We start from the raw sequence: 24,698 nt of genomic DNA on the forward strand, positions 1-24,698 counted from the left end.
TAGTAACTAGTTGTTGGATTGTAAGTCTTGACCCCAACTTCTCTTAGGTCTTTTTTTGGGGTCTAATTTTAGTTATATGCTTAAGTAGATACCAATAAGGTAAGGTAATGTTAGAGATAAATGAAGTAGATATTAATGGTATAAAGTCTATATTGTCTGATAGGAATATCGAGTTCCATAAAGGTGTGGCGTATATAATGCCGGAATCTTCTAATGATGGAATAGATATAATTAACGAACATGCTCCCGACTTAAGAAAGGACCTTAAAGAATCAGGGATTGAATCTGTAGTCGTCAGAGGGGAAAATCATAACTATTTAGCACTCCGAAGTATCGACACAATTTTACCGTTGATATATGGAATACCCTTTGCTGTGTTTGCTAATTTTATTACAGATTGGATAAAAGATAACTTGGAAGAAAACAAAAAAGTTAGAGTTAAGTACATTAAAGAAGAGGGCGACAAATACAAGGAAATCATCATTGAGGGTACTGAGAGTGAAGTTAAAGAAGTTCTTGATCGTTTGAAGGAGCACTAGTCTTGAGTTCATTAGACGAACATCCAGCTTTCCAGGCAATATTAATGACCTTTGGTGGGGCTAACCCTAATGAAGTAGCCAAAGAATCTTGGGTTTCCGCACATGCCTTGATTGACAGAGTAGAAAATGAATTGTCACCATGCCCGGAGCTTGATCTAAGAACAGCGTTATCAAAGCTGTTAAAAGTCTTCTGGTTTCTCAAGGAAGAGCGGGTGCCCATAGCTCAAAATATGCATCAAATTGGTAAGTATCTAACTGAAAACTATCAATGTGAATTTAAATTCAAGGATGGCCATTACTATACTGATTGCCCAAATATGCTTTTACATAAAGATTTTGGGTTTAGCCTTCGAGGGTTTGAGAAATATACATGTTCAATATGTGGCGTTGATCCAATTGATTGCGATCACCGAACAGGAAGAAGATACAATGGAATTGAATGTACTGCCTTTGATGGGCGATGTAATATCTGCCTAAAAAATATAGATGATTGCGAACATGAAATCGGGTCTGAATATAATGATGTAGAAGCGGTTAAAGTGGTTTCGGACTTGGAAATTATCACATTTGATCTGGTGAAAGAGCCTGAAATGGTTTTTTCACGAATAACTGAAATACCCTATTCTAGGGAATTTATTACAAAAGGTTTGGCTAATGATCCTAACCTAAAAGAGTTTGAGTATGGGGTTTCTGTTCTTGACTGCCATCACTGCATTGATTGTAAGGGCTACGATCCCAAGGAAAATGAAGAATTGTTTAGAACCAACCCGTAAGGCGGAACGCGCTAGCGGTTCCGCCGTAGGATGGCGGATCGCCTGACGCGCTTACTCGTTTCCGTTCCGTGGCATGTCGCCGGGAGAAAACGGGTCAGGTCTTGCAATCACGCATCCGGTCTAACATTGCGCTCAACCGGAGCGCGGGGATAGTGCGGTTTTGTTTTTTGGCTTCCCGGGCCGCGCCCGGTTAGCTCTACGTTATGCCTGCTGGGGCACATGATCACACCTGAGCAAATTAGGGTTCTCTACGACAAGTATCTTGAGTTAATCAAGCTTGAGGTCGAGATATTTGGCGTAAAGCCAACTGAGGTTCGCCATCTGATAGGCAGGCTCGGCGAGTTCTACTGTGCCCTAGAAGTAGGCGGTACGCTTGCACACACACCCAACCAGCACGGTTTTGATGTGGTCTGCAAAAATGGCAGAAGAATTAGTGTCAAAACTACGGCGCAGAAAACAGGCTTCGTCCCCATCTCATCAAAAACCGTTCATGTTGTTGACGACTTGATGATCATTCAGTACTTGGACGGGAAGCTTTCAACCATTTATTACGGCAGCGTTAAATCGGCAGTGGAGGCCGCTCGCTTCTATGAGCAGGTTGGCAACTTTGAACTTGATATTGCAAAGGCAAGAAAACTTGCACTCACCGAAAATACGTCGCAGGCATAACCCGTCAATCGAGAGGGACAGCCCAAAAGCGGGCTGCCCCTCACTTTCACGTTACGCGTCACAAGGAATAAGTAATGGCTCAAATTAAGATTTACGGTATCAAAGAAAAACTGGCGCCCGTTCGGGAACGTCTATCAGAGGTCATTCATGAGTGCGTAATGGAGGCCTTGCAGTTTCCGGCTGACAAACGAGCGCATCGTTTCTTCTTGATGGAAAAAGAAGACATGCTTTGCCCCGGTGGACGTACAGATGCATACACAATCATCGAAATAACTATAATCGAAGGACGATCCGTTGAAGCTAAGAAAAAGCTAATCAGGCTGCTCTTCGACAACATCAAGGACAAAGTAAATATTCAGCATCAAGACGTCGAAATATGTATTCAAGAAAGTCCTGCTTGTAACTGGGGCTTCAGAGGCATGCATGGTGACGAAGTTAAATTGAACTATAAAATCAATGTGTAAATCGCGTAACCCGTAACCCGTAAGGCGGAACGCGCTAGCGGTTCCGCCGTAGGATGGCGGATCACCTGACGGCATCCGCACTACGCGCTCAATCTGTCGATCTTTCTCGATGTGAACTCCACGAAGCACTTCGCCTTATACAGGAGCATGAATGTGACATCCGCGACGCTTGGCATCAGCATTTCCCCAGTTGAAGTCACTCATATCTCTCAATACGGCTTCTGGTTGCTGTTGGGAGATGAAGAGCTTTTCTTACCATTTTCCGAATTTCCGTGGTTCCGTGATGCCACTATTGGCAAGATTTTGCATGTTGAACTTCCTTCTTCGAATCATCTTTACTGGCCCGATTTGGATATTGACCTAGCCGTTGAATCAATCCTTCATCCCGAGCAATTTCCGCTAGTCAGCCACGCCAGCGCCTAACAAAAAGGTCAAGGGACGCGCCGGCCTGTTGCGCCGGCCTGTTGCGGTTTTGCAGCCCAGTAGGTCGGGCACGCTTTTTGTGCCCGATTGCGGCAATTTCGGGCTATCCGTAATAGCCCATAGTGCAACGTGAGTATCCAGCAGCAAATTCAAGATGGCACCTGGCCCATGAATAACTGAGCCACTTCGTCGTTGTGTGCATCGATGCTGTCCGGCACCACGAACAAGCCTTTGGCTACACCAATCCGCTTCCCGACTGGTGCGGTATCCATCGGAACAAGTTTGGCGGCCGGGCGGCCATTCCGGGCAATGATGATTTCACGCTCCTGCCCTTGCTCAATCGCCTCTACTAAGCGGGATAGAGAAGATTTGGCTTGCAACATATTTACGGTTTGCATGGCATTCTCCACAAAAAGACGAGCTTACTCTAGTCTGGCTAATAAAGTAGATCAAGCGATTATGAATCTTTATTGCCCGACCTAGCCGGCTGGAGGTTCATAACGATAACCGGCCCCATAAACCGAATGCACGACCTCCGTTCCGGGCAACAGTTCGGCCAATTTTTTGCGCAGCTTCTTGATATGGCTGTCGATCGTCCGGTCCGAAACGATGCGCTGATCCGGGTAGATCAAATCCATCAACCGTTGCCTCGACAAGATGCGGCCGGGCTGCCGATACAAGGCCTGCAACAATTCAAATTCGACCACGGTCAATTCGGTTTCCCGGCCGCCGGCCCGCACGCGAAAACAGGAGGAATCGAGCATCAGCGCATGCTCGGTAGGCTCAGGTTTGGGCGGCTGCAGGCGGCGTAAGACCGCCTTGACGCGCGCGATCACTTCACGCGGACTGAACGGCTTGCAGATATAGTCGTCGGCACCGAGTTCCAGGCCGAGCAGGCGATCGATTTCTTCGATGCGCGCGGTGACCATGATGATAGGCACGGCACTGAAAGCGCGTATCTCGCGGCACAGTTCCAGGCCGTCCCGTCCGGGCAGCATCAGATCCAACAACACCAGGTCGGCCCGATGCAGCCTGAGCCAGGGCACGACTTCGAGACCGTCGCTCAGAATCGTGCTGCCAAAGCCCGCCGCGTGCAGATAATCGGCTTCCAACTGCGCAAGCTTGGCCTCGTCTTCGACAATCAGTATCTGTTTCATCCGTTCACCGGGAGTTCGATGCGGACAAGCAGTCCGCCCAACGAGGAGGCGCTTGCACGGATCGAGCCGCGATGCGCCTTGACGATATTGCTGCAAATCGCCAGTCCGAGGCCGGCGCCGCCGTGATTGCGGCTGCGCGAGCTTTCGACCCGGTAAAAGCGGTCGAACAGGTGCGGTAGCGCCGATTCCGGCACGCCCGGCGCACTGTCGGCAAATTCGATCACCAGATTGCCTTCCTGCCGCGAGACCGTAATGTCCAGTCGGCCGCCTGCATCGGTATACTTCATACTGTTGGTCAACAGGTTGCGAAACAGCTGCGACAAACGGTCCGGGTCGGCATGGAGGGTGAGCGGGGATTCCCGTTGGCCGGTCAGGTTGACGGTCATGTGTTTGGCGGCAAATTCGGGGCTTAGGGCGTCCCTATCCGCCTGCAAAATCGTCAGCGGATCGACCGCGGCTTTGCGATAGCTCAAGGCGCCCTGATCGGAGAGCGATAATTGATAGAGGTCGTCGGTTAGGCGATTCAGGCGCATCAGATCGCCATACAACGAATCGACCGCGGCGCGCGTCAGGGGGCGAATGCCGTCCTGCAAGGCTTCGAGTTCGCCGCGCAGTACCGCGATCGGCGTTCTCAGTTCATGCGAAATATCCGCGATCCAGCGCCGCCGCGCCTGTTCGGCCTGGTCCAGAGCGGCCGCCATCTCGTTGAAATCGCGCGCCAACTGCCCCAATTCGTCGGTCGATTCGACCGGCAGACGCATGTCGTAGCGTCCCACGGCGAGGGTTTTAACCGCGCCGGCGATACGCTTTAACGGGCGGCCGAGCACATAAGCCAATATCAAGGCCAGAACCGCCGACAGAAAAACCATCAGCAGCGCGATCCAGACAAAGGACTGGGTTTGCCGTTCGATAAACTGCAGCTCGATCGGCTGATTGGGCGGTTTTCCGGGCAGCATCCCCAGATACCCGACCACCTGCTGTTGATGGCGGATAGGGTGTAAAGTCAATTGCGCCAAGCCTTCGCGGCGTCCGAAAATGATCGTTTTGTCGGAACGCAATAGCATAATGCTCAACTCCAGCGGCCGAAAGCGGCGTTCGGCTCTGGGGCTGGGCAGATCGGGCGGCCATACATCGGGCGGATCGTTCAATGTCTGCTTTAACCACTTTAACGAAAGATGATGCCGGCGCTCATGGCTCTGCGCTAATAATTCCAGCCATTTGTGCTTGTTGCCGGTCAACTGTTTCCAGTCGGGATCGGTGGCGTAATAATCGCCGAGGTTTTCGAGCAAGGTGGTCAGATGTTCCTGCTGCCGTTTCTCGACGAACTCGGCAAAGCCCCGATCCAGCGACCAGCGCATGAAGGCATACATGCCCGCAACTATCAGCAGCGTAGTCAGGAGCAAGGTCAAAAACAGCTTGAAGCGGATCGATTTAGGCATCGGATTTTACATGTCCGCCCACATGCGCAGTAGATTATGATAGCAGCCGGTCAGGTTCACCGCCGGGGGAATATCGCCTTGCGTTTCGCGCAGTTCGAGGATCGCCATGTCCATTTCGAATAATAGCCGGCGTCGTTCGGTCTCGCGCACCATACTCTCGATCCAGAAAAACGATGCGAGCCGGGCGCCGCGTGTGACCGGTTCGACCCGGTGCAGGCTGGAGCCGGGATACAGCACCATGTCGCCGGCCGCGAGTTTGACCGCGTGTTCGCCGTAAGTGTCTTCGATCACCAGTTCGCCGCCTTCGTAACTGTCGGGATCGCAGAGAAACAGCGTCGCGGACAGATCGGTTCGGACGCGCACCCCGGAGTCGGCGCAGGTGCGTACCGCATTGTCGATGTGATTGCCGAAGGTATTGTAGTCCCCTTCATAGCGGTTGAACAGCGGCGGAAAGATGCGCTTGGGCAAAGCCGACGAAAGAAACAGCGCATTCCGGTTCAGGGCGGCGAGCACGATTTTGCGCGCGGCCAGGCTGGCCGCGCTCAGTTCCGGCAATTGCAGGTTTTGCTTGACCTTGGCCGACTGCGTGCCGGCGGTCAAGCGGCCGTCTGCCCAATCCGCGCCGGCCAATAGCGCCCGGCATTGCGCCAGCTCATCGGAAGATAAGACTTCGGGGATTTGAATCAGCACGGCTAACCTCCGAGCGCTTGCCAAGCCAAACCGAATGCCAGCCCCAGCGAGCCGAGCCCGACTCCTGCGGCGGCGAGGCGGCCGCCATACAGGCGCGTCCATAGCAGGATGCCGGTCAGGCTCAACACGATCAAGCCGCCGGCCAGCGTATCGGCGAGCAGCACCCAAGCGACACCCAGTCCGACGCCTTTGTGCAGATTGGTCAACAGCGCAAACAGATTGCCGGAGCCGTGTTTGACGGTCACGAAACGGTTGCCCGGCCAGTATTCGGCCTGCACCGAGTCGCGCGGCGTGCGCAGCGTGATCTGCCAGCGCGGCGGCTGTTCGACGCTGACGCCGTTCCAGAGCGCCGTCCTGGCCGGCTCGCGCAGGATCTTCGCGTGCCGGGCGTCCAGCCGGAATTTTTCCCCAAGCCAGGCCGCGAGCGCTTGCGGGTCGCCGGGGAGCGGCTCCGGCAAGGCCAATTGCGCTTCGGTCGTTTCGACCTTGGCGGCCGGAATTTTCATCACCTCGTGGTGATTCAACAGGATGCCGGAAAAGCCGAACAACAGTCCCAGCGACGCGCCCCACAGACCGATCCAGCCATGGGTGCGGCGCAGCCATTTCAAGAAGCTGCCGCGCGCCCAGCGTTTTGGCAAGAACAGATAGCCCCCGCCGGTTTTCCGGCGGGGCTCGGTGCTAGGATTCATGGATAGGTGCATGGGGCTCCGTGTCTGGGAATGGAGTTATTCAATTGCGATGCTTGTTAAAACGTCTATCGGACTTTCAGGCGATGATAGATGAACATAGATTACTCGGGTTTTTCCAAGCCTTTTTTATGCTTCCAGTGCTCCCGGCGCTGCTTTTTGAGGTCTTCCAGCTTGGTCAATTGTTCAGGGCTCAACACCTTCGAGAGTTTGGTGTGAGTTTCTTCGTGCAGCGCCTTGGCTTTTTCATGCTGCTCCTTGAAGATCGCCTCCACCTGGCTTTTTTGCTCGTCCGTCAGCTTCAGTTCCTTGGTAAGGCGTTCGATTCTCTGGCCCTGATGTGCATCCGAATCCGGTCCCTGGCCGCCGGGAAATGCGGCCGCGGTTAACGGGAAAGTCAAAGCGATTGCGAGTGTCAGTAAAGTTTTGTTCATGGTCTTATTCTCATTAGGATTAATGATGGGGATTCGAACGGCACCTCGCCGTTCTTGATGCTTAATATAATCGGCGACCATGCAAACAATTTGCAGCAATTGTGAAAACAATATGGAAGTTTCAGTTTACCGGGCGTGCGCTGCAAAGCGTGTCAAAACTTCACCCGCATCGACAATTGCCCGGACAGCGGCGCGCCCGGCAAGGCCGAACGGGTCTGCCCTGACTCGTAATAGACCGTATCGGTCAGGTTAAACATGTTCAACTGCACATCGTAATGTTTCTGATGATACGCCAGCACCGCATCGAGCCGCGCATAGCCGGGTAAAGTCACTTCATTGACCGTGTCGGTATGGCGCTCGCTGCTGTAAAACACGCCGCCGCCGATCTCCCAGGCGTCGGTCAGATGATAGCTGAGCCAGGTCACGCCGCTATGTTGGGGCACGTTGACCGGAATCATGCCCTGCAAGGATTTGGTTTGGCCGCTGATCGTGCCGACCGCCGTCGAATTCGATCGAGTCACTTCCGCATCCAGATAGGCGTAGGTCATCGACAAGTCCAGGCGCGGCAGGATTTCCCCGGCCAAGCCCAGTTCGAAGCCGTCGGTGCGTTGCTCGCCGGACAGCACGGTCAGATCCGGATTGGTCGGCGAGGCGGTGCGGGCATTGTTTTTTTCGAGCCGGAACAGCGCGGCGGTCGCCGACAGCTTGCCGTCGAGCAGGTCGTATTTCGCGCCGATCTCGAAATTGCGGTTCTTTTCGGGCGGCAGCGTATTGGTCGCCTCGCTCAGGCTGTAGGCTTCGGCGGACGGATTGAACGAGGTGCCGTAGCTGAAATAATACGACTGCGCTTTGGTCGGCTGCCAGACGATGCCGGCGCGCGGGTTCCACTGGCGGTCGATGCGGCCGAAATCGTTGGCATTGTTCAGGCGGTCGTTTTGCGCAGCCGAAAACACGTCGTAGCGCACGCCGGCCAATAACTTCCACTCCGGCGTCAACTCGAACTGGTCCATCAGGTAGCCGGCATAAGTCCGGGTTTCGGTGTAGCGATCGGTCGCCAGCGTGCCGCTGAAATCGGTTGCCAAACCGGAGCCGACCGACGGCGTCAACACCGGATTGAAAATCGAGATGGATGGCACGCCGGTCGAGTTCTTCGACTTGAAGTCATAATTTTCCCAGCCGAACTCGGCGCCGAACATCACCGTGTTGTTGAAACCGAGGATCGGTTTTTTGAACACGAAATCGGTCTGGTTGTACAGGTTTTCCTGGTTGTTCGCGCGCAGCGCCTGGGTTCTTGCTACCGTCGACGTCAATCCCGTATCATTGACCGCACCGAACAGATGCGTCAGGTAGTTGCGGTCGTAGTCGCCGTAGCGCACCGTGTTCTTGACCGACAACGCCTCATTGAAGCGGTGCGACAGCGCGACCGTGGCGACATTCACATCGGTATCCTGCATCTGGTTGTCGGTAAAGCCGTAATAGCGATTGATCGGCACATCGGCCGGCTTGCCGCGATAGATCGGCACACCATAATCGAACACCCCGCCTTCTTCCTGATGCAGCAGGTTCGCCGACAACTCTGTATCCGGCGAAATCTTGAACCGAAACGACGGCGCGATGCCCCAGCGATTCAAATAGTTGTAATCGCGGAACGAATCGCTGTCCTGCCACATCATGTTCAGCCGCGCCGACACATTGTCGTAAGCGGTTTCCGCATCGATCGCCGAGCGTTTGAAATCGTAGGTGCCGTAAGTGAAATCGCCGATCACATGATTCTGGCCGGTCGGCTTCTTGAAAATCTGATTGATTACGCCGCCGGTCGTGCCGCGCCCGAACAGGATCGACGAGGCGCCCTTCAACACTTCGGCGCGTTCCAGAAAGAACGTATCCCGGCTGTATTGACCGTTTTCCTTGACGCCGTCCAGATACTGATCGGAATTCGCCGAAAAGCCGCGCAGGGTGATCGAATCGCCGGTGCGCCCGCCTTCGCCGGCGGCTATCGTCAAGCCGCTGACGTTTTTCAATGCATCGCGCAGATTGAAGGCGTTTTGCGACTGGATCAATTCCTTCTTGACCACGCTGACCGACTGCGGAATGTCGCGAATCGGCATCGCGATCTTGCTGCCGGTCGAGGCGGTATCGGCTTTGTAGGCCCCGGTTTTTTTGTCGCGCGCGGCCTTGACCTTCACGTCTTTCAGCACGATTTCCTCGCCGGCGCCTTCGGCCGGCGGCGCCTCGGCCGCTGCCGCGATGCCGCTCAAGACTGCGCCCAAAGGCAGCAAAGCCCCCATGCGCCATCGGCGCGTGGCGCGTTTCGTTAAACTTTCGGACATACGTTCCCCCATTATTTTTTCTAATTAATGGCTGCCTGGCGGGAAACGCTGGGTGGCTGAATTGAAATTGTAGTCAAGCGCCCGGTTAAATCGGGCATAAGCCGAATCTTGGAATGCAAAGATTCTGGCTATTAAATATAAACGATAATGATTCTCATTATAATAGTTTTGAGAGCGCTGTCAAGCGGTGAATGTCTGCGTAATCGATTGCCGGATAACGTTGCCAGGCCTATAATCCGAAACAGCGCGGATCGTCACCCCGGTTATCCGCATTTGGTAAGTGAGCGATAGCGGTATCGTTTGCTTTGGCGATTAGGAGGACAGTCTATGCAAGGCGATAAACAAGTCATTGAGCAGTTGAATCAACTATTGGCCGGCGAACTGACCGCCGCGGATCAATATTTCATTCATTCCCGAATGTATCAAAACTGGGGCTTCGACAAACTGTACGAGCGGATCGGCCATGAGGTGCAGGATGAACTGGGCCATGCCGATGCCCTGATCAAGCGCATTCTGTTTTTGGAAGGCATACCCGATTTATCGAAACGCGACCCTTTGCATGTCGGCGGCAGCGTCCCGGAGATGCTGAAAAACGATCTCGCGGTCGAGCTCAGCGTAGTTGCGGCGTTGCGGCAGGCCATCGCGCTATGCGAGCAAAAGCAGGATTACCAAACGCGCGAGATTCTGCGGTCGATGCTGGAGGACACCGAGGACGATCACGCGCATTGGCTGGAAAAACAATTGGGACTAATCGAGCGGATCGGGCTGGAAAACTATTTGCAATCGCAGCTTTAAGGAAGAGCTCGCAACGACGCGAACGCCGAGCGCGTAGACAGCGCGGAGGGCAACGGAGAGAGCCTCCATTGCCCCGCGTGTATCTTTCTTTATTCGCGTTAGTCCAAACCATAGGGTGCAGGCCTTCGGCAGCATCGAAGTGGAAGTCCGGGCTAAAGGCCGCATAGCCGATGCCGGGCGTATTTAACGACCCCGTCGCGCCTTCATCGATCCCTTGGATACCGCAGAGCCGTTCAGCACATTATCGGGGTCTACGAAGCCTGCCGCCTTGGCGCGCGATTTTTTGATCTTTACTGGGATGCTTCAGGCTCCGAAATGAAACCGATCCGGCTGACGCCGGCCTTGGCGGCATCGGCGAGCGCCTCGGCGACTGCGCGGTAAGGCACGTTTTGGTCGGCGCGGACGTGCAGTTCGGGCTGAGGCATTTCTGTGGCGATTTGTTGCAGGTTTTGCCTAAGCTGGTCGCGGCTGACGGCGGCCGCATCCCAAAAGAGTTGGCCGTCCGCATCGATCGCCAAATCGATATGCGGGGTTTCCTGCGTCTGCGCTTCGCTGTCGGCTTTCGGCAGGTCGATCTTGACCGCATGCGTCATCAACGGCGCGGTGATCATGAAAATGATCAACAGCACCAGCATCACGTCGATCAGCGGCACCATGTTGATCTCGGCGACAGGGCGCGCGTTATGGTTTTGATTGAAGCCGCCGAACGCCATTAGTGTTCTCCCGAGACGACCGGCGCGGAGCCTGTGGTCAGCAGCGCGAACAGGTCATGCGCGAACGCATCGAGTTTCGCCAGCACCAGGCGGTTCGAGCGCGCGCAGGCGTTGTAGGCGAGCACGGCCGGAATCGCGACCGCAAGGCCCAAACCGGTCATGATCAGCGCCTCGCCGACGGGGCCGGCGATTCGCTCCAAAGTGGCCGCGCCGCCCTGGCCGATATTCGTCAGCGCGTGAAAAACGCCCCACACGGTGCCGAACAGGCCGACGAACGGCGCGGTGCTCGCGATCGAAGCCAGCACGGTCAGCCCCCATTCCAGGCGCGCGGTTTCTTCGTCGATCACCCGGCGCATCGCGCGGGTCAGGAATTCGGACGCGGAACCGGCCGTGTGCAAGCGCTCTTTGCCATGCTGGCTGGAGGCGAGCGCGTGCCGGGTCAACAGCGAAAACGGCTCTTTGGGCGTGTCCTGCTGCAACTGTTCGGTGATCTGCTGCAACGAGTCGGTGTCCCAAAAAGTTTGCAGAAAGCGCGCGGAGTGACTTCTTGCCTTGATGCCCTGCCAGGCTTTGATGATGATCAAATACCAACTGGCGATCGACATTGCGATCAGGATCACGAACAGCGCCTGGCCGACGCCGTCGCTTTGCGCGAGAAAATGTTGCAGGGAAGAGGGTTCTAGAGGGGGCGTTGTATTCATTATTATCCTTCCAAAGAAAAAGTAATCGGCACCACGACCCAGGCCGACACGACATCGCCGCCGCGCCGGGCCGGCACGAAGCGCCATTTTTTGACGGTCTCCAGGGCGGATTGGTCGAGGTCTGTAAAACCGCTGCTCTTGCGCAGCGCAAGTTCGGCGACCGTACCGTCAACATTGATCAGCGCCCGCACCAGGACCTTGCCCTGTTCGCCGGCTTCGCGCGCATCCTCGGGATAGCGGGGCGCCGGATTGTTCAGATAGTCGGCGTTCAGATTCGGCAACGTCAGCGGCGGTTGGCTGTTCGTTGCCGGTGCGGCGGGCGCTGGCGCAGCGCTTGCCTGGGGCATGGCGGCCGGCGCTTCGGCGGCAGGTTTTGGCGTTTTTTCGGCTGTTTCCGCCGGCGCGGCGGTCATTGTCGTTGCCGGCGCGCTCGTCGACAGCACGGCTTTGGGCTGGGTTTTTACGCGCTTGACGGTCTTCGGTTTCGCTTTGGGCTTGACCGTCGGCGGTTGCGGTTTCGGCGGCGCGGCCGGCGTTTGTTCGGCTTTGGGCTGGGGCGCCGCAATCCAGGAGACTTGTATCGGCGCCGGCGGCGTGACAGGTTCTTCTGGCGCGGGGTAGGGCATCAAGACATACCCGGTCACATGTAGGGTCAGCGCCAACAGCACGGCGGCGATCGCTTCATGGTGCTGACAGCTAGGCAGAGCCGGGATTGGACGCCGCGACGATAGGGGCGCGGTTTCGGGGGCAAAAGGAATCACCTTGCTGCGCGCAAGATGCAGACGGGTCGCGCCGTCCGAGCGATCCGGGGATGCGGTAAAATCGATTTGATGAACGCTTGCCGGCATTGCCGTGCCTCCTTTATCGGTATCAAGGTTGGCTGGCTACCTGGTTTGGGATGGCTGGCTATGGATTTGGCGGAAATGTTATTTGGTCAGTATCAGCTTGCCGTTGCTGGTGATGCGCAGACGGTATTCTTCGTCGTTATGCACGATCACGATTTCATTCCGTGTTCCGAAAAGTGCGCCGCTGCTGAGGCTGCGCCTTTCGTTGTGGGCATCCTTGGGGGGCACCGCATCGCCGTGCCGGGGGTCTTTAGAGATTTTCATCGGCTTCGGTTAATGGTAAACGACTGCGGTTTTACCGGCAGACAAGCAGGTTGCCGCATGCAGACGCGCCAACTCACCTTTCTCAGCAGCAGGTTGTGGTTTTAACATAAGAGTCCTCGCTAGGGTTTATGCGATCAAAAAATGTTCAGCGCGCTCTGCCGAGAGGGTTGCAGGCGCGCTGAACGAAAGCAGCGAGAGGCCAAATCATGGCTTCAGTAAAATGATAATCATTATCATTTGCGAAATCAAGTTTTTTGCGCAAACGCCAGGGCATTGATTTAGCCCCGGCAGAGGATAAGAGTCGACTCAAAACTTAATGTGTCGGGCTTCATTGGCGGCTCGTTTCAGCCGATTCCGAATAGTTAGCAGGGGAATTCCCTCGCGGGCGAATGGGGTTGCGCGCAAGATCGATTACAGCGGGGCAGGATTCGTTAACCAATGCCATATTTTTTCAGTTTGTACCACAAGGTGCGCTCGCTGACTTGCAATAGGCGCGCCGCTTTCGCTTTATTGCCCGCGCTGATCTGTAACGCTTGCGTCAATAAGCGCGTTTCCAGTTTTGCGACATTGGCATCCAAATCAAAATCCTGATCGGCCGGTGCCGGTGTGTTCCGTGCCGACTGCGCCGGCAAGTCCAGGGTTTCCTGCGGAAAATGTTTTAGATTCAGGCTTTGCCCCTGGCTTAACACCATCGCCCGTTCGATCATGTTTTCCAGTTCGCGCACGTTGCCGGGCCAGGCATAGGCCATCAATGCTTGGCTGATGTCATCGGACAACCGCGCCATGCCGGCATAATTTAACGATGAGCGGTATTTTTCGATGAAATGCGCGCAGAGCAATGGAATGTCTTCGCGCCGTTCGCGCAGCGGCGGCAATTTGATTGCCAATACATTCAGTCGGTAGTAGAGGTCTTCGCGCAGGCAGCCTTGTTGGACTGCAGTCAAAGGGTTGCGATTGGTCGCGGCAACCACCCGAATATCGATTTTGATGCTGCGGTTGCTGCCCAAGCGGTCGACTTGGCTTTCCTGCAACACGCGCAGCAGTTTGGCCTGAATATGGGTCGGCATTTCGGTGATTTCATCCAGGAACAAGGTGCCGCCGTCGGCCAACTCGAACTTGCCGACGCGGTCCTTGTGCGCGCCGGTAAACGCGCCGCGTACATAGCCGAACAACTCGCTTTCCAAGATGTCGGCCGGTATCGCGGCGCAATTGATCGGCACGAACAAGCCTTGGCGGCCGGAGTTGGCGTGCGCGGCGCGGGCGACCAATTCCTTCCCGGTGCCGGTTTCGCCATAGACGAAGAGGCTGGCTTTACTCGGCCCGGCTTGGCGAATCAATTCATACACCTGACGCATGGCGGCGCTTTGGCCGATGAAATGATCCCAGCCTTTGCCGGCTTCATCGCGCAGAAACTGGTTTTCGCGGTGGATGCGGCTGATGTCGAGCGCGCGCCGCACCAGTAATTCGACCTGTTCGACATCGAGCGGGCGGATGATGAAATCGAAGGCGCCTTGCTTCATTGCTTCGACCGCGCTTTCGATCGTGCCGTAAGCGGTGACCACGATGACCGGAAATGCATGGCCCTCCGCGCGCAGCGTGGTCAATAACTCCAGGCCGGACATGTCCGGCATGTTCAGATCGGTGATCAACAGATCGACCGTTTGCTCGCGTAATATGGCCAAAGCGGTCGGCGCATTTTCGGCGCAGACGACCGCGCAGCCGAGTTTGCGCAACAACACTTCCAATACGCGGCGGGCATTGGCTTCATCGTCGACGATTAAAACGCGGGATCCGGTTAGCATGTTCGTTCAGTTTGATGTTGGGGTAATAGCACGATGAAACAGGCGCCGCCGAACCGGCTGCTGCCGATGTCGATCGAGCCGCCGTGCGCGGAAATGATTTGTTGGGTGACGGTCAGGCCGAGCCCGATGCCGGATTCGCGGGTGGTGAAAAACGGATCGAACAAGCGCTGGCGAATCTCTTCGGGAATGCCGGGGCCGCTGTCTTCGATCGTGAGGCGCAGATGCTCCGCATCGGCATCTTCGAGTTGCACACGGATGCGCCCGCCTTGCGGCAAGATTTGAATCGCATTCAAAACCAGGTTCAGGAACACCTGCACCAACATCTCTTCATCGCATTCGATCAACGCATCGCCGGCAAGGTCGGACCATTCGATCGCGATCGATTTGTTATCGGCCTGTTTGCCGAGTAAATCGAGCGCGCGCTGAATGATCAGCGCCAACGAGTGGGCTTGCATCTGCGGCGGCCTGGGCCGGGCGCAATCCAACAAGGCTGAAATCAGACGGTTCAGGCGCGCGGTTTCTTCGTTGATGATGCGCACCATGTCGCGCCCGTCCGCGCTGAGCGCATTGTCCAAGCGTAAAATTTGCGCGCTGGTTTGCAGGATGCCCAACGGGGTCCTGACTTCATGCGCCATGATCGCGGCCATTTCGCCGACCACCGCCAGTTTGGCGGCGCGGATGACCTGTTGCCGCGAGCGTTCGAGATCTTCGCTGAGCTGCGCGAACGCGTTGCTCAACTCGGCGACCTCATGTACGCCCGAGGCTGTGGGTTGTATTGCAGTAGGATGATGTTGAAAGTTTCGCACCCAGCGGGTCAGCACCCAGATCGGATGGCTGATGCGCTTGGCCGTCCACTGCGCCACGACGACCGCGATCAAACTGGTTACTAAAAATAAACCGCCGAACCACAACCATAAAATCCAGATCGAATGAAAAGCCTGCTCGGTTGACTGGATGATCAACAGCGACCAGCCGAGATTGGCATAGCCTTGATAACCTAGCGAACTGGCATGGCCGACCAAGACGCGCGATTGCGTCAACGGCTCGCCGGTGTGGATGAAGGTGCCGTGCGCCTCTGCCGGTTTCCAATCGGCAAACGTGCGCGCCAGTAATAACCCGGCATCGCGGATGCGCGTCGAGCCGGCCAGGGCGCGTCCGTCGGCATCCAATAGCACGATATAGCGTTTACCCGATTCCGAATTGCTGGCCTGATCGAACAACTGAAAAATCTGCTCCAGGTTGAAAATGCCGTATAACTGGCCTTGCTCGCCGGCGCCGTATGTGTCCGGCACCGGGGCCCGAATCAACAGGCTGGGATCGTCATAAGGCGGGGCAAGTTTCGGGTTTTCCAGTACCAAGTCGCCATAAGGCACGATGGCTTTGATCCAGTCCGGCTGCGGATTCAACGTATTGCCGATCAACGCCGGGTTGGAAGCCGAGACGATCTTGTTCGCAGCGTTCAAATAAAACAACGCGCGATAGACGTCCGGGTAACTGCTATCCAATACTGAAAGAAATTGCGCCAATTGCTTGTCGACATCGCCGATACGGCCTTCCTGAACGATGTCCAAATGGCTCCAGGAATGAATGTTTTGCAGACGCTCGAACATCAACACGTCGATCTGTTGCATCAACATCACCGCATCGTTTTCAAGGCTGTTGCTGATTTCGCGCTCCAACGTCGTCCGCGAGGCATAAAACGACAACAACGCGATCGGCGCGCCGCCTAAAAACAACAAGGCCAAAAAGGAAAGTAAAAAGATACGCTGGATTCTCATCGGGCACTATGCAAAAAAAGTCTGCAATTTTGGTATGACTTCTGAAAATACATGCAATTTTTGTAGGGTTATTTTTAAGGTTTGGTGCCAGGGGATAGTAAAAGCAAGACTTTTACCCGCGCATCGACAAGCGTTTTTCGGACATAACCGATCGAACTCGGCGTGGAGCTGACAAAGCGTAAGACCGCTTCTTCCGAGCTCATCACCGGCGGCGGCGTAATGCCGTGAAAATACTGCGCATTCCAATAATCTTCCTGCTCTTCCGGCAAGATCGAAAACAGCGACAACGAAAAATCGTTTCTGAGCGGGCTGGCAAGCGGCAGGTTGGTCGGAATCCAGCGCTTGCCCTGCTCGTCGAGCTGGATTTTGCGCAGGTAGATCAGTTTCAACGTATCGCGGGACAGGTGATTGAGCGGGCTGGAGGCCGATGTCACCACCGCAATCGGCTCGGCGTTTGCGCTTCGAAAACTCGCCGCCAGCACAAGGCATAGGATCAGAACGAGATTGCGGTACATCAGAATAATACCGCAAATGACGCCGTTAGGCCATTTGGCGCTAATGCGTCATTGTTGACGCCCAAGCGGTATTCCAGTTTCCAGACCAGCGGCGGGCTGGGCCGGTAAGCCAAACCGATGACGCCGACATGGCCGGTTTTATCCTGCAGTTGTTGAAAAGCCTCGTAGCGGCTCACCAAAAACCAATGGCTCGGCAGAGGGGTGACGCTTTGCAGAAAGCCTTGCAACATAGCTTTTCCGTTTGCCTCATTACCCTTGTTGCGATAGACGATTTCACTGCTGATTTCGTGTTTTTTGAACTTCCATAACGCATCGAAGCCGACCAGAGATTTACGTTCGTCTACATGATCTTTCAGTACGAAATTAGCGAAAGAAATCCCAATGTGCAGGTTGTCCGTCCACTGGTAACCCACCTGCCCGCCGAATGCGTCTTTAAAGGGATTGTCCGATAAATGCGGATCGATAATGTCTGTGACATCGCCGTAGACGGCATAATCCAATTGCCGGCTATCAACTAACATCGTGCCGTGCAGCATTGCCCCGGCGGCATGGGTCGAAAACAAATTTTCGCTGGCAACCGGCCTTTGGCCTGTCCATACCAAGGGCGCGGCGTGCAATAAATTCCAATGCCCGATCGGGGTTAAAAACTTGCCTAATCTGAGTGCTAATTTATCGTTGATCAGGCCGTCAAAATAAAACCGCTCGGATTCGAAATGTATATTGCGGGTGCTGAACGACTGATGTTCAGAAGCCGAAAAAGTATCGGCACTTTCCAATTCGGCAAAAAAACGTATCGGCCCATTCTTGTCCCAAGAAATAAAGAGGCTGAGATCGTCTGCGGTAAATTCCCAAGGATCAGCGCCGAGCGCATGCACTTTAATATCGGAGTATCCACCCAAACGCAAACCGCTATTGCCTAACGCGTAACCATTACCTAAACGATAGCCTTGCTGAGCCGCATCGGCCGCCCAAGCCAAAGATGCCAGACTCCACGCCAGCAGCATCCAAACCGCAAAGACAACTTGCGCAGGTCTGGGGTGGCGTCTTTTCCTCATGTGCATGATCCGGGCTTTGGGAGAAATGGGGCGTCATTCTTGAATGTTCGCGCGAATTTTGCAAGAGCGATGAATGAGGTGCGGTCAAAATTCGTGTCAATGAAAAGAGTTGGCTTGGTTTTTGCTCTGTCACATTCAAGTCAGGCTATCTCTTGGGTGAAAGGACAGGTATCCGTCGATGAAGTCTGATGAGCATCCAGCTAAACATAACGGAGAGCACTCATGTCGATTGATTTATTGCGACGAATAAGAAGAAATACGGCAACGCCATTGTTGAGTTTATTATTGATCGCATTTGCTGCGCTTGCCGCGAATGTTGCTCATGCCACTCCAGCCATCATGCAAGCCAACGGCGCGCCTGCGTGTTCCTCTTGCCATACTCAAGGCAAGTTTACCAAGGCCGAAGGCCGAGCAGGGCTGGCCGCCTATCTGGCCGCACAAACACCGATTTGCTTGCCGCCGCAAGTCCTGCAAGGCAACGTTTGCGTAACGCCGCCGCCACCGACTTGCATCGCACCGCAAGTGCTGCAAGGCAACGTTTGCGTAACGCCGCGGCCACCGACTTGCATCGCACCGCAAGTGCTGCAAGGCAATGTTTGCGTAACTCCGCCGCCACCGACCTGCATAGCGCCGCAAGTGTTACAAGGCAACGTTTGCGTCACGCCTCCGCCTCTGTCACCGACCTGTATAGCGCCACAAGTATTGCAGGGCGATGTTTGCGTCACGCCTCCGCCTTTGCCGCCGACCTGTATAGCGCCACAAGTATTGCAGGGCGATGTTTGCGTCACCCCGCCGCCACCGACGTGCATAGCGCCGCAAGTATTGCAAGGTAATGTTTGCGTAACCCCGGCACCGACTTCTTGCAGTGATGTCGATGATCTCGATGATGAACATGGGCAGGAACTCGATGACGATCGCGATCATGACGGTAACGATGAGCAAGATGATGATTCAGGGAAATCCAAAAAAGCCAAAATCATCCCAACCCTCTCTGCACCGGATCATGTTTCCGTGCATGCCGGTGAAACGTTGACCTTGGCGGTTACCGCATTCGATTGCGCAAGCCGTCCTCTGACCATCATCGCAAAACATTTGCCTTATGGCGCAGCGCTTGAAAACACCGTCGATCCGCAACTGCATATGAGCAAAGGCGTCATCACCTGGACGCCGGATGCAGGCAGCAGAGCGCAGACCGTCGAAATTGAGCTCAAAGTCGTCGCGGATGACGGCGCCGGCAAGCCGGTCGCATCGGATGAGCAGGGCGTCGTGATCAACGTATTGCCGGCAACGCCAGCGCAGCCATTGGCTCAAAATGGTCCGGTGAAAAGCAATACGGTGGTCAGCGCCGGCTATCGGTCAAAACCGCAAAAACTGACGGTTGCCGGGCAATTGCTGTGGAACCGTTCCAGCAACAAAGGCGACCGTTTAGCTTTTATCAAAAACCAAACCGCGGTTATCAGCGATGCGGTTAGCGGCGTGCAATTGGGCACGGCTGCCATAAAACGTAACGGTAAATGGAAAACGTCAATAACGATCGACGCCAACTCGGCACCTTGCTCGGTTGACGTTGCGGTGGGCGGCGTACGCGCAACCCAGCCCGTTAAAGGCGCGAATTGCCAAAATTGATGTGATCCCAGCATTCCGGCGCTACGGCGCCGGAATGCTTCCGGGATCGTTTTTCACTCATTCAATCAAGATGATGAATATGCACAAACTCTATCTACTCGTGTTATCTGCGCTGCTGTGGTGTTTGACCGGCGTAATGGCCAATGCGGCGGAAGTCGGGCAATCGGCGCCGCCATTTACCTTGCCGGCTTTACAGGGGGATAAGACCCACAACCTGAAAGACTATCAGGGCAAAGTCGTTTACCTGGATTTTTGGGCTTCCTGGTGTGCGCCGTGCCGCACCTCGTTTCCGTTGCTGAATGCTCTGTATAAGAAATATAAAGACAAAGGTTTTGCGGTCGTCGCGGTCAATCTCGATGAAGACAAAGCCAAGGCCGAAAAATTTTTACAGGCCATTCCGGTCGATTTCACGATTTTGCACGATGCGAGCGGCGGGTTGGCGGACCAATATGTCGTCGAGTCGATGCCGACCTCGTTCATTGTCGATCAAAAAGGCGTCGTCCAACATGTTCATCACGGCTTTGTCAGTGACGATATCAAGGCCATCGAGCAAAAAGTGACCAGTCTGTTATCGGCGAATTAAAGATCATGAAAACATCCATTGCAGCGATCATTTTATTGGCCGTGTTAAGCACGGGTTGTAGCGAGGTTTTGCCCAGACAACGCGGCAATCTGGCGCTGCCGCAGATGGGATTGACCACCGATGGCCTGGAGTTTGAATTACGCCAGCATGCGTTTTTCAGTAAGGAATCGGCGGCAGGCGGTTATGGCGGCGGTGGCGGCGGTTGCGGTTGTAATTGAGACGACGTAATGATTTGGGACGAGGTTGTATTCTAGCGATGAAAACTAAAAAAATGACAAACGCTGTCAAGCGCTTGCAGTGCGCGGCGCTGCTGCTGCCGGGGTTGTCGCAAACGGCCGTTGCCGGGCGCGTCGAAGAAACTTATAACGCCGATTTCCAATACGGCCATTATTCCGAAAGCAATCAGCGCATGGAGGTCGATATCTTTCAAGGCGCGCTGTCGGCGCCGATCGGCAGCGCGATGACCGCTTCCGTGAATCTCGTGCGCGACATGGTGTCCGGGGCTTCGCCCGTCTATAACTTCAAGGATGCGAACGGACAAGTCCGGCAATTCATCAGCGGCGCTTCGCCGACCAGTTCGTGCGGAAAATCGATCTGCGAGCAACGCGATGCGATCAGTTCGGGACTGACCTATTTTTTCGATAGCGCGTCGGTCAATGTCGGCGGCGGTTTTTCCAGGGAGCATGATTACACCTCGCGTTATTTCAATACCAACTTGAGTTTCGATCTCAATAAAAAATTGACCACCGTCAATTTCGGCGCGTCGGCCGCTTTTGACGAGATTGCGCCTTCGCCGTCGACCTGGAACAGCCGCGATAGCGCGTTCAAGGCGCATAAAACCAGTCAACAATATTTGCTGGGCGTGACGCAAATCATCAACAAGGAGTCCTTGCTGCAAAGCAATATTACGTTTGGCTATCACAGCGGCTTTTTATCGGACCCTTACAAGTGGGTCGCCTTTTACGACGGCAATGCCTTTTCCGATTTTCAGCAGGATAAACGGCCGCGAGAGCGATTCGAGTGGGCCTGGTTGAACCAGTATGTCCGCCATTTCGGTCAATTCAACGATGCCGCGCTGCATCTCGATTATCGCTTCAGCACCAACGATTGGGGCATCAATGCGCATACCTTTGAAGCCAGCTGGCATCAACCGATCATCGACGATTGGCAGATCATTCCCCGCTTCCGCTATTACTCGCAAGATAAAGCCGACTTTTATCAGACGGTATTCAGCGGGCGATCCGAAGCTTATTCGAGTTATTCCAGCGACTACCGACTGGCCGGCTTCGGCGCGATTTCGGCCGGTTTGAAATTGAGCAAGGAAGTCAAAAGCATCGGCTATGCGGAGTCGCTGAAATTCCAAACCGGGGTCGAATATTATGACCATAGCTCCAATTATCAACTGGGCGGCAACGGCAGCAATAACTTCAGTAACTTCAGTTATTACTTGGTCACTGCCTCGTTCAATTTGAAGTTTTAAGGTCGATGTTGCAGGTCTTCGATTTTCCGTTTCAGGCGATGGGCAGTCCTTGCTCCGTGCAGTTTTACGCAGATTCCGCGGCACGCGCCGAAGACGTTTTCCGTTCGGTGCAAACGCGAATCGAGGCGCTCGAACAGCGCTATTCGCGCTATCGCGACGATAGTCTGCTTTCTGCCATCAACCGCCGGGCCGGAACCGGCGTTAAAACCGCATTGGATGCCGAGACCTTTGCGTTGTTGCAATATGCCGATCGATGCTATCTGGAAAGCCAGCAGTTATTCGACGTGACTTCGGGCGTGTTGCGCCGGTTGTGGGGGCCTCGGCAGACGCAGTTGCCGCCCAAACAGGAGGTCGCCGCGTTATTGCCGTTGATCGGCTGGCACAAAGTGCAATGGAGCGACGACGCGATTTATTTGCCGCAGACCGGCATGGAGCTGGATTTCGGCGGCATCGTCAAGGAGTATGCCGCCGACGTTGCGGTCGGCATCTGCCATCAACACGGGATCAGGCACGGCATCATCGAATTGGGCGGCGACATCAGCGTCATCGGACCCTTGCCCGATGGGCAAGGCTGGCCGGTGGCGATTCGGGACCCGCGGCAGCCGGACAAAGTCGTTGCCCAATTCAGGCTGGCGGCCGGTGCGGTCGCCAGCAGCGGCGATTATGAGCGGTTTTTATTGATTGATGGCGTGCGTTACAGCCATTTGCTCAATCCGAAGACCGGCTGGCCGGTCGCCGGCTTGCGCGCGGTCAGTATCGTCGCACAGCATTGCGTGGTCGCGGGCAGCGTCGCCACCATCGCGATGTTGAAAGCGAAGAACGGTTTGGCTTGGCTGCATGGCAGCGGCTTGCCGTTTTTATGTTGCCAAAGCAACGGACGGCTCATCGATCGATTGCAGCATTAGATTTTTCCGGCTTCCAGAATCCAAAACAGGGGAGGCGGGAGCTTTCGAAACGACATTCCCAAGCAGGCGCTTGGTCACGAGAGAATAGGGTTATGAAAAAAATTGTTTTTATCACGATGCTTTGGCTGTTGCAGGCAAGTCTTGCCTCGGCAGCCGTTCCGAAAGCCGAGTTGGCGCTGACCGCGCTGAATTCAGCCCAATGGCCGGCCGAGTACCGCCTGACCTTGACGGTCCCTGAGCACCACCATGCCTATCTCGACGCCGGCGAGGAAAATGCTTATCTCCCGGTCGTCGTGGATCCGGACGCAAAATTGGCCGCATTGCATCTGGCGATCATGCACATGCAGCCTCCCGGCGGCGTTTACGATCCGGCCGTCAAAGCGACCGTATTGCGTAATCAGGGCGATTTTGTGCTGACGCTGGAGCGTCTGAATGGCGAGCCGACGGCTGCGCCGGTCGCGCTCGACGTACGCTATCAATTATGCAACGACGACACCCATGTGTGTTACCGCCCGCAAACCGCGCAGGTGAATTTGGCATTGCCGGCTGCCGCGTCCGCAGCAACCGAGACGGCGGTTGAATCGGCAAGTATCAACGATCGCCTGATGGCGCTGTTCAAAGCCAATCAGAACAACACTTTTTTGCTGTTGGGGCTGATGTTTCTGGCCGGCATCCTGTCGGTCGCGACGCCTTGCGTTTATCCGATGTTGCCGATCACCTCGATCTTTATCGTCAACCGCGCCAACGGCATCGCCGACAAGGAAAAGCTGCATGCGCTGGCGTATGTCGTGGGCATGATCGGCACCTACGCGGCGTTGGGCTTGATGGCCGGGATGACCGGCGGCGCCTTCAATACCTTTATGCAATCGGGTTGGGTCAATATCGGTTTTGCGCTGTTTTTCGGATTTTTCGCGATCTCTCTGTTGGGTTATTACGAACTGTCTTTCCTGCAAAACGAGGTGTATTCGCTGGACCAACATTCGGCGCAGGTGAAAGGTTTGACCGGCACCTGGTTGATGGGCAGCGTCGCCGGTCTGGTCATTTCGCCCTGCGTCGGGCCTATCGTCTTTGCCTTGTTGCTGCAGGTCGCCGATCAAATCGCCGAGAAGGCGAATGCCTTGACCGCCATGGGCCAACAGTTGACGTTTTGGGATAAATTGGGCGTGGCTGCGCAAGGCGGCGTATTGATGGGCGGCTTCGGCCTTGGCGTCGGTTTGCCGTTTTTCATCGTCAGCATCGTCAAGTTCAAGAAATTGCCTAAAGCCGGCTATTGGATGAATAAAATCAAATATGCGTTCGGCTTGATGATTCTGTATTTCGCTTATCTTTACTTTGCCAAAGGCATGGGCGTGTTCGGCGTCGACGCGGCCGTGACATTGTCATTGGCGTTGGGCCTGCTGGCGGTGTGGGTTGCGGTCGTGCATTGCAGCGTCCTGTCTTTATTGCCGCACGATACCGCGCCGAATCAAAAAATGCATCGTTATTGCGGCGTGCTGGCCTTGGTTGGGGGCGTTTGGTTGTTAGTGTCGGGATTGGGGCGCACGCCGATCATCCCGACGGTTCAAGCCAATGCCCAGTTGGCCGACTGCGCCGTGAACAACACGCCGGCCATTGAGCAAGAAGCCGGTATTTCCTGGCACAGAAATTTTGCCGCCGCGCAAAAAGTCGCTCTGCAAACCGGCAAACCCATCTTTATCGATTTCTATGCGAGCTGGTGCGCCAACTGTAAAGCCTTCAAGGAAGAGGCCGCGAACGATGCGCACTTGAATCAGGCGTTAAGGGAACAAGCGGTCGCGGTCAAATTGGTCGACAAGGAACCCGAGTTTGAGAAATTTCGCGAGCATCCCGAGCATCGCCTGCTAAAAATCGGCTTGCCTTATTTCGCGATTCTATCCCCTGACGGCAAGTTGCTCTGGTCCGGCACCGACTATAAAGCGACCGACAAAATGATCAGTGTTCTGGCCGGTTCCGAGCAGCGGCAAAGCTAACCCCCATCCCATCTTTCATTGTTACTTTTTTATTAAGGAATCTA

The 24,698-nt window shown here is 55.0% G+C and carries 27 protein-coding genes; 12 read left to right on the forward strand and 15 right to left on the reverse strand.

Features of this window, described 5'->3' with window-relative positions; genetic code table 11:
* Positions 1-107 precede the first annotated feature (107 nt).
* The 5 genes from METLA_RS0119740 to METLA_RS0119760 all read left to right on the forward strand — a co-directional run bounded on the left by METLA_RS0119740 (position 108) and on the right by METLA_RS0119760 (position 2,868).
* A complete protein-coding gene (locus tag METLA_RS0119740; RefSeq protein ID WP_024300204.1) occupies positions 108-539 on the forward strand; it encodes a hypothetical protein in 432 nt (143 codons plus the stop codon).
* A 2-nt stretch (positions 540-541) separates the two neighbouring features.
* Positions 542-1,312: a hypothetical protein gene (locus tag METLA_RS22810; RefSeq protein ID WP_152539505.1), complete on the forward strand. Its 771-nt coding sequence runs from the start codon at positions 542-544 to the stop codon at positions 1,310-1,312.
* A gap of 219 nt (positions 1,313-1,531) precedes the next feature.
* On the forward strand, positions 1,532-1,981 hold the full coding sequence (locus METLA_RS0119750) for a DUF6998 domain-containing protein (protein ID WP_024300206.1): 450 nt from the start codon (positions 1,532-1,534) through the stop codon (positions 1,979-1,981).
* A 74-nt stretch (positions 1,982-2,055) separates the two neighbouring features.
* On the forward strand, positions 2,056-2,445 hold the full coding sequence (locus METLA_RS0119755; protein ID WP_024300207.1) for a tautomerase family protein: 390 nt from the start codon (positions 2,056-2,058) through the stop codon (positions 2,443-2,445).
* Between the two features lie 147 nt (positions 2,446-2,592).
* Positions 2,593-2,868, forward strand: a complete 276-nt coding sequence (locus METLA_RS0119760) for a DUF2442 domain-containing protein (RefSeq protein WP_029646841.1) — start codon at positions 2,593-2,595, stop codon at positions 2,866-2,868.
* 149 nt (positions 2,869-3,017) lie between these two features.
* Here METLA_RS0119760 and METLA_RS0119765 read toward each other — a convergent pair whose 3' ends face one another.
* The 7 genes from METLA_RS0119765 to METLA_RS0119795 form a co-directional block, all read right to left on the reverse strand.
* Positions 3,018-3,266, reverse strand: a complete 249-nt coding sequence (locus tag METLA_RS0119765; protein ID WP_024300209.1) for a type II toxin-antitoxin system Phd/YefM family antitoxin — start codon at positions 3,264-3,266, stop codon at positions 3,018-3,020.
* Positions 3,267-3,347: 81 nt separating this feature from the next.
* Positions 3,348-4,025 (reverse strand): response regulator, encoded by a 678-nt coding sequence (locus METLA_RS0119770; protein ID WP_024300210.1) that lies wholly within the window; start codon positions 4,023-4,025, stop codon positions 3,348-3,350.
* Positions 4,022-5,464, reverse strand: coding sequence for an ATP-binding protein (locus tag METLA_RS0119775; protein WP_024300211.1), 1,443 nt, complete (start codon positions 5,462-5,464; stop codon positions 4,022-4,024). Before METLA_RS0119775 ends, METLA_RS0119770 begins: the two co-directional genes overlap by 4 nt.
* Before the next feature lie 6 nt (positions 5,465-5,470).
* Positions 5,471-6,154 (reverse strand): Fe2+-dependent dioxygenase, encoded by a 684-nt coding sequence (locus tag METLA_RS0119780; RefSeq protein ID WP_024300212.1) that lies wholly within the window; start codon positions 6,152-6,154, stop codon positions 5,471-5,473.
* A gap of 2 nt (positions 6,155-6,156) precedes the next feature.
* Positions 6,157-6,843 carry a PepSY-associated TM helix domain-containing protein gene (locus tag METLA_RS0119785; protein ID WP_245598833.1) on the reverse strand — a complete coding sequence of 229 codons (687 nt, stop codon included), beginning with the start codon at positions 6,841-6,843 and terminating at the stop codon, positions 6,157-6,159.
* A gap of 101 nt (positions 6,844-6,944) precedes the next feature.
* The gene (locus METLA_RS0119790) at positions 6,945-7,274 is read right to left on the reverse strand and encodes a Spy/CpxP family protein refolding chaperone (protein ID WP_024300214.1); all 330 of its coding nucleotides are present in this window, start codon (positions 7,272-7,274) and stop codon (positions 6,945-6,947) included.
* A gap of 152 nt (positions 7,275-7,426) precedes the next feature.
* Entirely contained in the window at positions 7,427-9,604 is a 2,178-nt protein-coding gene (locus METLA_RS0119795; RefSeq protein ID WP_024300215.1) for a TonB-dependent receptor, read from the reverse strand.
* Positions 9,605-9,931: 327 nt separating this feature from the next.
* On the opposite strand from METLA_RS0119795, the gene bfr reads away from it, so the two are divergent.
* Positions 9,932-10,399, forward strand: coding sequence for a bacterioferritin (bfr, locus tag METLA_RS0119800; protein WP_024300216.1), 468 nt, complete (start codon positions 9,932-9,934; stop codon positions 10,397-10,399).
* Positions 10,400-10,689: 290 nt separating this feature from the next.
* Here bfr and METLA_RS0119805 read toward each other — a convergent pair whose 3' ends face one another.
* From METLA_RS0119805 to METLA_RS0119845, 8 genes are all read right to left on the reverse strand, one after another.
* Positions 10,690-11,112 carry an ExbD/TolR family protein gene (locus tag METLA_RS0119805; RefSeq protein ID WP_024300217.1) on the reverse strand — a complete coding sequence of 141 codons (423 nt, stop codon included), beginning with the start codon at positions 11,110-11,112 and terminating at the stop codon, positions 10,690-10,692.
* Positions 11,112-11,813 (reverse strand): MotA/TolQ/ExbB proton channel family protein, encoded by a 702-nt coding sequence (locus METLA_RS0119810; protein WP_024300218.1) that lies wholly within the window; start codon positions 11,811-11,813, stop codon positions 11,112-11,114. Before METLA_RS0119810 ends, METLA_RS0119805 begins: the two co-directional genes overlap by 1 nt.
* Before the next feature lie 2 nt (positions 11,814-11,815).
* Positions 11,816-12,661: an energy transducer TonB gene (locus tag METLA_RS21160; RefSeq protein WP_024300219.1), complete on the reverse strand. Its 846-nt coding sequence runs from the start codon at positions 12,659-12,661 to the stop codon at positions 11,816-11,818.
* 78 nt (positions 12,662-12,739) lie between these two features.
* Positions 12,740-12,922: a hemin uptake protein HemP gene (hemP, locus tag METLA_RS0119820; protein WP_024300220.1), complete on the reverse strand. Its 183-nt coding sequence runs from the start codon at positions 12,920-12,922 to the stop codon at positions 12,740-12,742.
* Between the two features lie 431 nt (positions 12,923-13,353).
* A complete protein-coding gene (locus METLA_RS0119830; RefSeq protein ID WP_024300221.1) occupies positions 13,354-14,724 on the reverse strand; it encodes a sigma-54-dependent transcriptional regulator in 1,371 nt (456 codons plus the stop codon).
* A complete protein-coding gene (locus METLA_RS0119835) occupies positions 14,718-16,502 on the reverse strand; it encodes a sensor histidine kinase (RefSeq protein ID WP_024300222.1) in 1,785 nt (594 codons plus the stop codon). Before METLA_RS0119835 ends, METLA_RS0119830 begins: the two co-directional genes overlap by 7 nt.
* Before the next feature lie 74 nt (positions 16,503-16,576).
* A complete protein-coding gene (locus METLA_RS0119840; RefSeq protein ID WP_245598834.1) occupies positions 16,577-17,017 on the reverse strand; it encodes a hypothetical protein in 441 nt (146 codons plus the stop codon).
* Positions 17,017-18,072 (reverse strand): hypothetical protein, encoded by a 1,056-nt coding sequence (locus METLA_RS0119845; protein WP_084480196.1) that lies wholly within the window; start codon positions 18,070-18,072, stop codon positions 17,017-17,019. The genes METLA_RS0119840 and METLA_RS0119845 overlap by 1 nt, the downstream gene beginning before the upstream one ends.
* Before the next feature lie 222 nt (positions 18,073-18,294).
* Here METLA_RS0119845 and METLA_RS0119850 point away from each other — a divergent pair, with 222 nt between their 5' ends.
* From METLA_RS0119850 to METLA_RS0119875, 6 genes are all read left to right on the forward strand, one after another.
* Positions 18,295-19,698: a hypothetical protein gene (locus METLA_RS0119850; RefSeq protein ID WP_152539506.1), complete on the forward strand. Its 1,404-nt coding sequence runs from the start codon at positions 18,295-18,297 to the stop codon at positions 19,696-19,698.
* A 73-nt stretch (positions 19,699-19,771) separates the two neighbouring features.
* A complete protein-coding gene (locus METLA_RS0119855; protein ID WP_029646842.1) occupies positions 19,772-20,281 on the forward strand; it encodes a TlpA family protein disulfide reductase in 510 nt (169 codons plus the stop codon).
* 5 nt (positions 20,282-20,286) lie between these two features.
* Positions 20,287-20,499, forward strand: a complete 213-nt coding sequence (locus METLA_RS0119860) for a DUF4266 domain-containing protein (protein WP_024300227.1) — start codon at positions 20,287-20,289, stop codon at positions 20,497-20,499.
* Between the two features lie 38 nt (positions 20,500-20,537).
* Entirely contained in the window at positions 20,538-21,761 is a 1,224-nt protein-coding gene (locus tag METLA_RS0119865) for a DUF3570 domain-containing protein (protein WP_024300228.1), read from the forward strand.
* A gap of 5 nt (positions 21,762-21,766) precedes the next feature.
* Positions 21,767-22,666: an FAD:protein FMN transferase gene (locus METLA_RS0119870; RefSeq protein WP_024300229.1), complete on the forward strand. Its 900-nt coding sequence runs from the start codon at positions 21,767-21,769 to the stop codon at positions 22,664-22,666.
* A 92-nt stretch (positions 22,667-22,758) separates the two neighbouring features.
* Positions 22,759-24,654, forward strand: coding sequence for a protein-disulfide reductase DsbD family protein (locus METLA_RS0119875; RefSeq protein WP_024300230.1), 1,896 nt, complete (start codon positions 22,759-22,761; stop codon positions 24,652-24,654).
* The last annotated feature ends 44 nt before the right edge of the window (positions 24,655-24,698 follow it).

The sequence above is a fragment of the Methylomicrobium lacus LW14 genome, from assembly GCF_000527095.1.
GTDB lineage: Bacteria > Pseudomonadota > Gammaproteobacteria > Methylococcales > Methylomonadaceae > Methylomicrobium > Methylomicrobium lacus.